At 43.4% G+C, this 13829-nt stretch carries 8 protein-coding genes; 7 read left to right on the plus strand and 1 reads right to left on the minus strand.

Features of this window, described 5'->3' with window-relative positions:
• The 3 genes from JYB62_RS15545 to JYB62_RS15555 form a co-directional block, all read left to right on the plus strand.
• Positions 1-4135: DUF7507 domain-containing protein (locus tag JYB62_RS15545; RefSeq protein WP_205646326.1), on the plus strand; the 4135-nt coding region annotated here is incomplete at its 5' end.
• 8 nt (positions 4136-4143) lie between these two features.
• A complete protein-coding gene (locus JYB62_RS15550; protein ID WP_205646327.1) occupies positions 4144-5115 on the plus strand; it encodes a PorP/SprF family type IX secretion system membrane protein in 972 nt (323 codons plus the stop codon).
• 2 nt (positions 5116-5117) lie between these two features.
• On the plus strand, positions 5118-7526 hold the full coding sequence (locus JYB62_RS15555) for an OmpA family protein (RefSeq protein WP_243431596.1): 2409 nt from the start codon (positions 5118-5120) through the stop codon (positions 7524-7526).
• A 73-nt stretch (positions 7527-7599) separates the two neighbouring features.
• On the opposite strand, the gene JYB62_RS15560 is transcribed toward JYB62_RS15555, so the two are convergent.
• On the minus strand, positions 7600-8925 hold the full coding sequence (locus JYB62_RS15560; RefSeq protein ID WP_205646329.1) for a peptidoglycan DD-metalloendopeptidase family protein: 1326 nt from the start codon (positions 8923-8925) through the stop codon (positions 7600-7602).
• Between the two features lie 328 nt (positions 8926-9253).
• Between JYB62_RS15560 and aspS the strand changes: the two genes are divergently transcribed.
• From aspS to JYB62_RS15580, 4 genes are all read left to right on the plus strand, one after another.
• Positions 9254-11008 carry an aspartate--tRNA ligase gene (aspS, locus tag JYB62_RS15565; RefSeq protein WP_205646330.1) on the plus strand — a complete coding sequence of 585 codons (1755 nt, stop codon included), beginning with the start codon at positions 9254-9256 and terminating at the stop codon, positions 11006-11008.
• A 165-nt stretch (positions 11009-11173) separates the two neighbouring features.
• Positions 11174-11452 carry a glycoside hydrolase family 95-like protein gene (locus JYB62_RS15570; protein ID WP_394369700.1) on the plus strand — a complete coding sequence of 93 codons (279 nt, stop codon included), beginning with the start codon at positions 11174-11176 and terminating at the stop codon, positions 11450-11452.
• Between the two features lie 124 nt (positions 11453-11576).
• A complete protein-coding gene (locus JYB62_RS15575; RefSeq protein WP_205646332.1) occupies positions 11577-12347 on the plus strand; it encodes a 6-phosphogluconolactonase in 771 nt (256 codons plus the stop codon).
• 3 nt (positions 12348-12350) lie between these two features.
• Positions 12351-13823 (plus strand): sodium:solute symporter family protein, encoded by a 1473-nt coding sequence (locus JYB62_RS15580; RefSeq protein ID WP_205646333.1) that lies wholly within the window; start codon positions 12351-12353, stop codon positions 13821-13823.
• Positions 13824-13829 lie beyond the last annotated feature (6 nt).

Raw genomic sequence — 13829 nt, forward strand, 5'->3', positions numbered from 1 at the left:
GGTGTTCACAGCCACTTATACCATCACTCAGTCCGACATGGACGCGGGTCAGGTGGACAACACTGCTACAGCGACAGGCAATGATCCTGACGATGTGGAAGTGAGCGATACAGACAGTGAGACGATCACCGCAATCACTGATGCAAGAATAGCTATCATCAAAACGGCATCTGTTGATTCTGAGGATGATTGCTACGATACAGGTGATTTGATTACCTATACATTCACTGTCATTAATACAGGAAATGTAACCTTGAATAATGTTGAAGTGAATGAATTCCACTTCACTGGTACAGGTACTTTGTCAGCTATTACTTTCATAAACAGTAGCTTGAATAGTGCAGAGGGCACCCTATTACCAAATGAATCTGCGATTTATACTGCGACTTATGAGATTACATTGGATGATACCAATATCCGATACATCAATAATCAAGCAGAAGCAACTGCAGTATTTGAGGAAACTACAGTAGATGATCTATCTGGTGATTCTATTGATACTGATAACGAGACACAGGTTGATCTTTGTCATAACCCAGCCCTTTCCATTGAAAAATCAATAATTGCGGGTGATCCTTATAGTGTGGTTGGTGATGTTGTAGAGTATCAATTCATCGTAACAAATACTGGAAATGTGACCTTAGATGGACCATTCACAGTAGTAGATGATAAAGTACCTGGTATCCCAGCAGCAGCAGAGAATACGTTGGCGCCTAATGAGTCTTTGACTTTGACTGCTGCTTATACCATTTCTCAAGCTGATCTAACAAATGGTTCGGTTACCAATATTGCTTCGGCCATTGGATACCTCAATGAGACAGAAGTGATGTCAGACCCTGATCAGGCTACAGCTGAGGCGAGGTTTAATGATATCATTGCGATAGATGATAACGCTGGTACATACACCATTTCTGGAGGAGTAGCATCTATCAATGCATTTGACAATGACTCTTATATAGGAGGTGCTGCAAATACAGGAAATGTTGTTCTTACTACGGTAATTCCAGATCCTTCAGGAATATTGACAGTAGATGAAAATGGGGTCATCACTATTGCAGCAAATGCGGCTGCAGGTGATTATGAATTGACTTATAGAATTACAGAAATCGGTAATGCAGACAATTACGATGAAGCAGTAATTAGTGCTACTGTTGAACCTGTATTATTGATAGATGAAATAGAGTCTTATTGTGAATTGGATGCTCCATATTTAAGATGGTTGCTTGAGCCTGCCAACTTTAACTTGCAGGACCTTGCTCCAGGAAATCCAAATCCATTGACTATGATTTGGTATGATAGCAATGATCAAGAGATCATTAGATATGAGAATATTCCAATGGAAGGATACATGTTGTTCCCAGGAGCAGATACCTTGCCAGGTGGATATGGAAGCCAGTGGCCAGGATGGAGATTTGTGAACGGTATGTGGGAATCTGGAGACTTTAACTATGCTGCCGTAAGAGAACCAGGTGCGTATGTGAAATTCCAGTTGAATCCTGAAGTTAGCTCAGAAATAGCCTATCCAGGTACTACTTCAGATTGTAATCCAAATCCAAATCCTCCAATTGCAGTTGACGATGATATGACAGGAACTCCTGTGTCAAGCCAACTTGGATATTCAAACATTATCAATGTATTGGATAATGATATGTTGGGTGACTTGACAGGTCTAGATACTGATTTAGTAGATGTATTTGAGGTATCTCAGTCGAATCCTGGAGCTTTAATCCTGGATACTACGACAGGTCTAGTTAGTGTAAGTGCAGGTCTTGCTCCAGGTATTTATACACTAGAGTATAGAATATGTACTAATCCTAACCCAACTAATTGTGATACTGCAATTGTAACTGTCTTGGTTGTTCAGCCATCTGTTCAAATTGAGAAAACAGTTTTATCCAATGACGATCAGGTCGGAGGGTTCATCACCTATAACATCAAAGTCATCAATGATGGAGATGTTGAGTTGAAAGATATTGAAGTGGTGGATGAGTTGACAGGAGATGCTTGGACAGTTCCAACATTGGAACCAGGTACCTCTGCAAATTATGTAACTCAACTGGCGATTACTCAAGATATCATTGAGCAAGAATGTGTGACCAATACTGCTACTGCTACTGTATACTTATCATCAGAGGTAGAAAGTATTGTGTTGGCTGAGGACTCTGATTCAGTGGCTGAATGTATGACCTTAACTCCAAGCATCAATATCGAGAAGGTAGCTAATCCTTCTCAGGTAGAAGCTGCAGGTCAAGAGATAATCTATTCATTGACAGTAACCAATACCGGTAATGTGATTCTATATGATGTGATTATTTCGGATCCATTGACTAGTTTGAATTTGAATGTTGGCACCATTGCCCCAGGATTGTCTTCTACAATTAACACGCCTTATACTGTAACCCAGGCAGATATGGATGCTGGTTCTATCTTGAACGTGGCGACAACTACTGGAACTACAATAAAAGATGAGGTGGTAGAAGATCAGGATGAGATAACAGTTGAGGTGGTTAGAATACCTAATATATCCTTGAACAAAACAGTGGATCTAGAATCTGTAGATAGGGAGGGAATTGTTCTAAACTATACTCTGGAAGTAACCAACTCCGGTAATGTATCTTTATCAAGTGGTAATTTGGTCGATCCTAAGACTGGACTTTCCTTGTCAAATATTTCCTTGGCACCAGGAGAAATGAAGTCCTTCTCTACTTCCTATACTGTAACATTGGAAGACTTATTGAGCGGTGATCCAATCTTGAATGTTGCAACTGTTAATGCAGTGGATACTTTCTCTGGTACCACAGTTCAGGCACAAAATCAGGCGATAGTTAGTTTGAATCTGGAACCAGGAATCGAGATAGTGAAAACAGCTGATATTGAAGAGGCAACCTTCCCTGGTGAGGAAATAACTTATACATTAACTGTAACCAATACCGGTACAGCACCATTAGTAGATGTGCTAGTTTCTGATCCATTGACTGGATTTGAGGAGACCATCGGATTGTTATTGCCGAATGAGACTAAAGTCTTTACGACCACTTATTTGGTGACTTTGGATGATTTGACAAACAAAGAGCAAGTAAGTAATACAGCAACTGTGAAAGGTACAGCTCCAAATGGAACTGAGGTAGAGGCTATAGATTCAGTGGGTGTAGTAATGAACTTACCACCGCCACCGCCACCAGCTCCAGACCCTGAGATCATTGCCAATGATGATGATTTTGGAACCTATTTCTTGAGCTATGGAGGTAGATTAGGAAACATCTTGGAAAACGATTTACTAGATGGTCAAAGACCTGATCCAGCAGATGTGGACTTCGAATTCACAGAATTGGATGGAGTAATCGGTTTGCTAATTGATGAAGATGGTGAATTGAGCTTGATACCAGGTGTGAATGAAGCCAGAGAATATAGATTGAAATACATCTTGAGAGAGGCTGGAAATCCAAGCAATAATGACGATGCTACGGTAGTCTTCAGATTACAAAACGATCAAGTGGATCTAAATGTGAGCAAGACTTCATTTGAAGCTGAGATCTTTGAAGGAGATGTATTCGATTACGAGATTGTGGTGACTAATGGAGATACTCCAGCATCCAATGTGATTGTAACTGATAATCTTCCAACTGGTGTGACTTACTTAAGAAATGAGGTAACGGAAAATAGTTCTGGTGCAACTGTCACTGATAATGTTTCAGGTACTGCAATTACATGGACGATTCCAGTACTAGCAGCAGATGCATCAGTAACCATTCGAGTGACGGTTAAAGCTGGAGCAGCAGGAACAATTACTAATACAGTGATTGTAGGATCGGATGAAGATGATACTGACGAATCGAACAATCAGGATGATGATGTGAATACCATCTTGCCGTTCCACATTCCGAATGTGATCACTCCAAACAACGATGGGGACAATGACACCTTTGTGATCCAAGGTCTAGACAAATTTGTCAGCAATGAAATCACTATCTTCAACAGATATGGTGACCATGTTCTCGAACAGGAGAATTATAAAAACGACTGGAATGCTCCAGGGCAAGTGGCAGGAACTTACTTCTATGTGTTGACCACTGTAGATAGTAATAACAAAACGCACGAGTTCAAGGGCTGGATTCAGGTAATAAAAGAAAATTAAGAAGCGATATGAGAACGACTTTTAGAATCATAGTAATGAGTGTTTTGTTATTCTCGGTATCCGGGATAACAAAGGGCCAGCAGCTTCCCCAGTTCAGCCAGTATATTTTCAATGGGCTGCACATTAACCCGGGCTATGCGGGATACAAAGGGGAGCCTTATATCCAGAGCACGTACCGTAGCCAGTGGGTCAATTTTCCGGGAGCTCCGGAGACGTTCACGGTGACAGCGGATCTGTCGGCGAACGAGGGTAAGATGGGCTTTGGGGTTAGTTTTTTGAGCGACAACCTGGGACCTGCTCGTACCACTGGAGGTCTGTTGACGTATGCTTACCGTATCCAGACGGGCTCGAAGAGCTGGTTGGGTCTTGGTGTGAGCGCGGGCTTCAGCCAGTACTCGATAGACGGGGACATGCTTGATCCGAATGATTTTCCGGACAGTGAGATCCCTGGAGGCCGTGTGAACCTGATTAGTCCGAACTTGAACACGGGGCTGTTTTTCCATACGAACCGTTTTTATGCAGGTTTCAGTATGTACAACATGGTGGGCAAGAAGTCTCTGGAGCGGGAGGATGTTGCCTTGGCGTACCATGACTTCCACTACTACCTGACCGCAGGAGTGATGATTCCGTTTTCGGAGCAGGTACAGTTCAAGCCAAGCTTCCTGATCAAGGAGGTGAAGGGAGCCCCAACGAATTATGACCTGAATGCGATGTTCCTCTTCTACGACCGAGTGTGGTTAGGCGGGAGCTATCGTAGCAACCTGAAGATCTGGAACGACAACCTGGCCGAGAACCTGAGCAACCGGAACGCGGTGGCTGCGATCATCGAGATCTTTGCCACGGACCGATTGCGTCTGGGCTATGCGTACGACCATAACCTGAACGTGCTGAGCGACTACAACAACAACTCTCATGAGCTGTCAGTAGGCTTCTATATGACCCCAAGAAAAGCAGTGATGAAAAACCAAAGATGGTTCTGATTATGAAAAAGACATTGACGATATTGAGTATTGCCTCGGCAATGATATTTGGCACGATAGGGACCACGGAGGCACAAAAGCGGAAGGTTCGGTATGCCGATGAGCAGATGGAGCTGATGAACTTCCAGCATGCAGTAGAAGTGTACCAAGAAGCGTACGCGAAGAAGCCGAATTACGAGACGGCGAAGAAGACCGCGCAGGCCTATGAGGTGCTGCGTGACTATGACAACACTTTTGACTGGTGGAAGACGACGGTAGGTGAATACGAGGAGGCGACACCGGGGGATTACTTGCAACTGTTGCGCTATGCGCAGCTGACCGACCGGATGGCCGAGGCACGTGCGGTACTGGAATCGAAGGGCGTAGGAGCCGACAGCATCCAGGTTGCGGCCCTGCTGAAGCTTCAGGGGAAACGGAAGGTGAAGGTGGAAGGCGTGGAAGGTCTGAACAGTTCGGGCTCTGACTTCACGTTGGCTAAGGACAAGAACGGGAACAGGTACTTCACCTCCGACCGTGGGGGGACGTACCCGAGCAAGATGTCGGGTATTCGTATCGACGGGAGGAACAAGATCTTCAGTGAGGAGAAACAGGACTATACGGACCGGGAGTACTTCAGTGTGTACAGACAGGACGGGGACGGGAACGTGAGCGAAGTGGTATCGAACGTTCCTGACACCTATAATTTTTCGGATCCGAGCTACGCAAAGGAACAGGGACTGCTGTTCTATTCGGTGACCCGCGGGATCACCAAGGTGAGGAAGAACCGTGAGATTGTGGTACAGCCTGAGATCTACTATAGCAAGGTGAACGAGGACGGTACGCTGGAAGGGTTTACCCCGGTACCGTTCAACGACTCGATCGGCTATGCGGTGATGAATCCGTATGTGGACGAGGAGGCAAAGAGGCTGTATTTTACCTCAGACATGCCCGGAGGACTGGGCGGCACGGACCTGTATTATTCGGAATACGATGAAGATATGAACTTCGGGACACCGGTGAACCTGGGAGCGACGGTGAACACACCGGGCAACGAGTCACATGCGTTCCGTAACGGGGATAAATTTTACTTCAGTTCTACGGGCCACCGAGGGCTTGGCGGCATGGACATCTTCATGGCGGACTACAGTGCTACGGGGATCACGAACGTGGAGAACATGGGCTCCCCTGTGAACTCGATGGCCGATGACTTCGGCTACCGGGAAGTGGAGCAGGAAGAAGGCAGACCGGAGGTCTACCTATCCTCGAACCGAAAGGGAGGTATGGGACTGGATGACATCTACAGTGTAGAAGAGGTCTACAAGCAGTTTGTGGCGCGTGTGATCGACTGCGAGGGAGTGGTGATCAGCGACAGCTACCTGGCGACGCTTCGGGACAAGACCCATAACGGGAACGTACAGACGACCCGTAACGGCACAGGGGAACTGACTGCCGAACTGGAGCCGGACAGCGACTTTGGAATTAAGATCAGCAAGCCGGGCTACTTCAGCATCACCGACGAGGAGATCACTACCAAAGGCTTTGATGGGGACACGCTGAAGCGTGAATACCAGCTGATCCCTATCCCATACCAGTTGCCGGTATACGTGGACATCGTGTACTACGACCTGGACAGGTATGTGATCCGTGAGGATGCCAAGCCGGTGCTGGACAAGCTGGCCGAGTTGATGGGCCGCTATCCGTTCCTAGACCTGTTGGTGGGAAGCCACACGGATTCCAGGGCGAGTGAGGAATACAACATCAAGCTGTCGAACAGCAGGGCGACTGCGGTGACCGAATACATGGCACAGTACGAGATCCCTGCCGAGCGGATCCGTCTGGAATGGTTCGGGGAGCAGGAGCTGATCAACGACTGTGGGGACGGTGTTCCGTGTCCGGAGTCTGCCCACCAGCTGAACCGTAGATCGGAACTGGTACTAGAGGCGTTCCCTGACCCGAGCAAGCAATATGAGATGCCTGAGGAGCTGAAGGGCAAGGACTTCTGTGATCCGGAGGACCTGTTTAGCCAAATACAGGATGAGATTGCCCAGATCCCGACGATCTATTTTGACTTTGACAAGAGCATGCTTAGAAACGTGCACAAGAAGGAGCTGGAGCGTACGGCGATCATGCTGAAGCGCATGCCGAACCTGATGCTGTACATCGAGGGCCATACCGACCAGCGGGGAGACGATGCCTACAACCAGAAGCTGTCTGAAAGAAGGGCGGATGCGGTGAAGGCTTACCTGACCAACAGAGGGATCGAGGAGAACCGGATGGAAGAGGCCTGGTTCGGGGAGACACGTCCGGTGCAGGATTGCAGTGACGGAACCTGTACCCCTGCGATGCACCAGCTGAACAGAAGGACGGAGCTGAGGATCGGCAAGTCCCAGTTCACCTACTCAGGTAGACAGAAAAAAGTGGATGTGCTGTAAGCATAAGCAATACGCCAAAAAAAAATGGGTTCCTGCTAGCAGGAACCCATTTTTTATAAGAAGAAATTTATGATCAGTCTGTTTTGGCTTTTAAAGTAGTCTGATTTGGGTTTCCCTCAACTCCAGCTACTAATTTTGGTGTTTCTCCAGGGTAAGTAATATTGGCCAATACTTTCAACGCTTCGAATTTTGTGGATTCAAAAGCTGCTTTATTTGCAGCTAATATTGGTTCGGAAGGAGGTATTTTTTCTTTTAACCAATCTTCCTGCTTTCCATTTTTCCAAAATCTAAAGCATAAATGTGGACCTGTAGCAAGTCCCGTACTTCCTACGTATCCAATTACCTGACCTTGTTTAATTACCGAACCTGGTTTTACGCCTTTGGCAATCTTAGACATATGAAGGTATTGGGTAGTATAGGTGCCGTTATGCTTGATCTTTACATAATTTCCATTGGCAGAAGTATAGGTAGCATGGGTTACTACGCCATCTCCTACAGAACGAATTTCAGTCCCCCTGCTTGCTGCATAATCCGTTCCTAAATGTGCTTTATATCTTTTTTGTACAGGATGGAATCTTCTCAGATTATATCGAGAACTTATTCTAGTGTATTTTACCGGATCTCGGAGGAAGGCTTTCTTCAAGCTGTTTCCCTCCTGATCAAAGAAATTCATTTCCCCATTTTGCTCAAAAGGAATCGCGTGGTAAGGCTCACCTCTGTGCTCCATATATGCCAATTTGATTTCACCAGCTCCAATTACATTTCCATCAATCATTTTGACATCAAAAACCACTTTGAATTTGTCTCCAGGTTGAAGTGCTCCAAAATCTACCGACCAGCCATATAAATCTGCAAATTGATCGACGATGTCGTAGCTAACCTCCTGCTTCAACATTTCCACAGCCAAATTACTTCTATCTTCTATTACGCCGGCTACTTCTTTTTCAACAAATTCCACTGGCTTCTCTGCCTTATAAATATCTACTGAATCCAAGTTAAATACCACGTATTCAGCAGGGTTGGGCTCATAGATGAAAAATTGAGCTTGGGCAGAATCGGAGGGAGTTATTACAGTAAATTTTTTGTTGGTAGCAATTCCTCTAACATCGAAGACCTCTTTTGACTTTTTGGCAATCTCATCGATGATTTGATAAGGAACATTAAAGGGAGCCAAAATGGTGGCCAATGTCTGATTTTTACTGACAGTTCCTTCCACGATATTAAGACCTGTTACATTGATACCATACAAATAGACCTCATTAGAGACCTCTTCCACAGGAACCTCTTCTGTAGGTTCTTGTTTGGTATTGGATTCAGGTGAATTACCATACTGCTGGAAAATAGCTGCTGCACCAAATGTTAAGACCACGGATGCGACAACGATCCATCTTTTGTTCATTTAATTTGAAAGCTTATGGGATGATTGAATAACCTTAAAGCAAGGAAAAAAGAGACTTTATTCCAAGTTTTGAGGGAACTTCTGTAAGTTAAAACAAATCCAACTTTAATGCCAACGCTTAGAGGAGTTGAAAAATTTTATCAAGAAATCTGAAAGTTTTTTGGAAGGAATGGAAAAAACGCTCTTCTCAATTAAGGATAATTTAATGATTATTGTGTTTTGAAGTAAAATCTACAAAGTTTTATTCAATATGGTAAGGAATCTTAAAAAGAGGGTGGTGTTCTAGAACTCAATTCTTTATCTTTGACCTCCCAAAAAAACTAATATCATGCTGAGGACGCATACTTGTGGCGAATTACGCCTAGACCATACTGACCAAGAAGTAACACTAGCTGGCTGGGTTCAGCGAGTTCGTAATAAAGGAGGGCTGATCTGGGTTGACTTGAGAGATAGATACGGAATTACCCAATTGATTTTTGAAGAGGAATCTTCTGAAAAGGAGTTATTGGAAAAAGCTGCCGAATTAGGAAGAGAGTTTGTCGTTCAAGCTTCAGGTAAAGTCATCGAAAGAACTTCCAAAAATGATAAAATCCCAACAGGATCCATTGAAATCAAAGTGAGCAAGTTGGAGGTTTTAAATGCCGCAAAAGTTCCCCCCTTTATTATAGAGGATGAGACCGATGGAGGAGAGGAACTTCGAATGAAATATCGATACCTTGATTTGAGAAGAAATGTGGTAAGGGAGAAGCTTCAATTGCGTCACAAAATGATGCAGGAGACCAGAAAATACATGGATGCTCAGCACTTCATGGAAGTGGAGACTCCTGTTTTAATTAAGTCCACTCCTGAAGGCGCCCGTGATTTTGTGGTGCCAAGCAGAGTGAACCCAGGAGAATTTTATGCGCTTCCTCAATCCCCTCAAACTTTTAAGCAATTATTAATGGTGTCTGGTTTTGACAGATACTTCCAAATTGTAAAATGTTTTAGGGATGAAGATTTGAGAGCAGATCGCCAACCGGAATTTACTCAGATAGATTGCGAAATGGCATTTGTCGAGCAGGAAGATATTTTGTCCACTTTTGAAGGTCTGACCAAACATTTGTTCGCAAATGTTAAGGGAGTCGAGCTGGAGGAAGTTCAGAGAATGACTTTTGCTGAAGCCATGAAATATTATGGCAATGACAAGCCTGACCTTCGATTTGATATGAAGTTTGTAGAGTTGAATGCGGTAGCTCAAGGAAAAGGATTTGGAATTTTTGACAGTGCCGAACTAGTAGTGGGAATCTGTGCCAAAGGAGCAGTGGAGTATACCAGAAAGCAGTTGGATGCCTTGACAGAATGGGTGAAAAGACCTCAAATCGGAGCTAAAGGCCTGGTTTATGCTAAATACAACACAGATGGAACCATCAAGTCCACTGTAGATAAGTTTTATACACAAGAGGATCTTCAGGCTTGGGCCAATGAATTTGGTGCAGAACCTGGAGATTTGATGTTGATTTTAAGTGGGGATAAAGCCACAGTTAGAAAACAACTTTCTGAGCTTCGACTTAAAATGGGCGAAGATCTTGGTTTAAGAGATAGAAATGTGTTCAAGCCACTTTGGGTGGTAGATTTCCCTTTATTAGAATGGGATGAGGAAACCAAGAGATATCATGCCATGCACCATCCATTTACCTCTCCAAAAACGGAGGACATTCCTTTATTGGACTCTGACCCTGGAGCTGTACGTGCCAATGCCTATGATTTGGTAATTAATGGAGTGGAAATCGGAGGTGGATCTATTCGTATTCACGATAGGAATACACAGCAATTGATGTTCAAGCATCTTGGGTTCACTGAGGAAGAAGCACAAAAGCAGTTTGGTTTCTTAATGGAGGCTTTTGAGTATGGGGCACCACCTCATGGAGGAATCGCCTTTGGGTTTGACCGTCTTTGTGCAATTTTCGGAGGTTCTGACTCCATCAGAGATTACATTGCCTTCCCGAAAAACAATTCTGGTAGGGATGTGATGATTGATTCACCAAGTACTATTGCAGACGAGCAACTCAAAGAACTCTCCATTTTGGTCAATCTAAAAAAATAAGGAAAGAGGCTTCGGCCTCTTTTTTTGTTTACGGTATAATTTTTTAGCAATCGGGTAGGATACCTAAGTTGGAGGAGATTATTTAGTATTCTCAATAGACTAAGCCTTTCAATGATTGCTATAAGTTTTTTACAAAGACATGGTAAAGATGAAGTAATTCGCTGACTGCCTGCCCTTTCTTCTGACAAAGCTTGGGAAAAGGGATCTGTTAAAGGAATGAAGGCAAGAGGAGGATTTAGTGTAGATTTTGCGTGGGATTTTGGTAAAATAACCAACGCTACCATTCGATCTGAAGCAGGAGGTCCATGTAACGTTTTACTTCCTAATGGCGGGAATATAGTGGATGAAGATGGGCATGAGATAGTAAGAAACTCAGGAGAAAAGCCATTGGTAGTTAGCTTCCAAACAGAAAAAGTGACTACTTATTTGATGAATCTTTTGTAGACTGCCAACTTTAAAGCTGTCTGCAGATGAATTTTCGATCTAACAAGGATGTCTTATATTTAAGAAAAAGCCCCTGATTATCTACTAAATCTATTTGGGAGATTGAACCGACACCCCCAACCAAATGAAAGAAATTCAACAGGAGATCCATGTATTTTCTACAAGAGACTTAGCTTGGAAGGCTGCGGGAAAAGCAGTAGAGAACTGTATAGTGAATCTTCAGGATACACAAGAAGAAATCAGGATGATTTTTGCTGCGGCCCCTTCCCAAACAGGTATGTTGGACTATTTGGCTGCCTCTTCTAACATCAAATGGGAAAAAATAGTGGCCATGCATATGGATGAATACATCGGTCTTCCCATTGGTGCTACTCAATTTTTTTCCAAGTATTTAAAAGAGAACCTGTTCTCCAAAGTTCCTTTCAAAGAAGTGCATTTGATACAAACCCAAGGAAAGCTAGAGTTGGAGATCAAGAAGTACTCAAATTTGCTGGAGAAAGCTCCAATTGATATTGTTTGCTTGGGAATAGGGGAGAATGGACATATTGCCTTTAATGATCCTCCGGTAGCAAATTTTAAAGATCCCGCATTAATAAAAGAAGTACTATTGGATCAGGCATGTAGAACTCAGCAAGTGCACGATGGATGCTTTGAAAGCTTGGATGAAGTTCCCAAAAAGGCGCTTACTTTGACGATTCCAGCCCTGATGTCTGGAGATAATTTATTTTGTGTGGTCTTGGGTGAAAATAAAAGTGAATCAGTGAAAAACACGTTGACAGGACCACTATCTGAAGCTTGTCCTGCCACTATCTTGAGGACGCACCCACGATGCAAATTTTATTTCGATGCTGCTGCCGTAAGTAAACTTCCACAGGCTCCCCTTAACACCAATTGATTCATGGAATTACTGGATTGGATTATTCTCGCTTTGTACTTTCTGATGCTTTTATCCATAGGGGTATGGGCTTATTTTAAAGTGAACAATTCGGCTGATTTTTTTACCGCCGGAGGAAAATTACCTTGGTGGTTATCTGGTATTTCCCACCATGTTTCAGGTTATAGCGGAGCAGTTTTTGTTGCCTACGCCGGCATAGCCTATACCCATGGATTTACAATTTATGTATGGTGGGCCTTTACGGTAGGTATTTCAGTTTTGGTTGCAGCGTTTTACATCGCACCTCGTTGGTCACGACTCAGAATTCTTTCGGGAATCCAATCCCCAACCGAGTACCTTTTAGTGAGATACAATTTATCTACACAACAATTAATTGCCTGGGTTGGGACTTTGATCAAAGTATTTGACACTGGAGGAAAATTGGCAGCCATAGCCATTTTATTAAATGTATTCTCTGGTGCTTCCATCACTTTTGGAGTGCTCTTGGTAGGGTTTGTATCTCTGATTTATATTACCATTGGTGGGCTTTGGGCAGATGTTTGGAATGATTTAGGACAATTTGTAATCCAAGTATTGGCTGGGCTAACCATGTTCGTCATGATCCTTATTCAATTGGATGATGGAATAGAAGGAATAATTACATTATGGGATAGGCTACCTCAAGAAAATGCTCAGTTTTTCAATGATCCCTATACCTTGGGCTTTGCATTAGTGATGTTGGTCATCAATTTTTTTAGCTATAGTGGAGGAACTTGGAATTTAGCGACCAGATTCATTTCTACTTCCTCAGGAGCGGTAGCAAAAAAGGCGGCTATTTTATCCTCCTTATTGTATTTCATTTGGCCTTTGATATTGTTCTATCCTATGTTTGCTGCGCCAATATTTTTTGAAGATTTGGCTGATCCGACTCTTTCTTATGGGAAATTGGTCCTAGAATTTTTACCTGCGGGGCTGGTAGGGTTGATATTAGCTTCCTTATTTGCAAATACACTGTCTATGACTGCATCAGATTCCAATACTATTTCAGCAGTCATCAGTAGAGATATACTTCCAATATTATTTCCTCGATTTAGGCATTTATCCAAAAAGCATGGTTTGAGATTGGCCAGAATTACGACCTTTTGTTTTACCCTGTTGACCATACTTACTGCACTGAATTCAGCTCATTTTGGAGGAGTTATCGGATTGATTATTTCTTGGTTTGCCGCCTTGCTGGGACCAATTGCTATTCCTATGATATTGGGATTATTGCCGGCATTTAAACGAAGTGATGGAAAAATTGCTGTGATTTCCATTTTGGGAGGATTGTTGACCTTTGTACTTCTCAAATTGTTCCCCATGGATTCCTTGGCAATTTCAATTGGTGCACCTACCATCGTTTCGTTTTTACTATTTACCCTAGCTGGTTGGCTTAGTAAGAAGGAACCTTCAGTGGAGGTTGAACAACTTTTAAATAATCTGAGTGCGAAAGATTAGAAATGA

The organism is Algoriphagus lutimaris, from assembly GCF_017051705.1.
GTDB lineage: Bacteria > Bacteroidota > Bacteroidia > Cytophagales > Cyclobacteriaceae > Algoriphagus > Algoriphagus lutimaris.

Coding starts and splice junctions, on each gene's coding strand:
- aspS (WP_205646330.1), top strand. CDS start 9,254: ATGCTGAGGACGCATACTTGTGGCGAATTACGCCTAGACCATACTGAC.
- JYB62_RS15550 (WP_205646327.1), top strand. CDS start 4,144: ATGAGAACGACTTTTAGAATCATAGTAATGAGTGTTTTGTTATTCTCG.
- JYB62_RS15575 (WP_205646332.1), top strand. CDS start 11,577: ATGAAAGAAATTCAACAGGAGATCCATGTATTTTCTACAAGAGACTTA.
- JYB62_RS15555 (WP_243431596.1), top strand. CDS start 5,118: ATGAAAAAGACATTGACGATATTGAGTATTGCCTCGGCAATGATATTT.
- JYB62_RS15560 (WP_205646329.1), bottom strand. CDS start 8,925: ATGAACAAAAGATGGATCGTTGTCGCATCCGTGGTCTTAACATTTGGT.
- JYB62_RS15580 (WP_205646333.1), top strand. CDS start 12,351: ATGGAATTACTGGATTGGATTATTCTCGCTTTGTACTTTCTGATGCTT.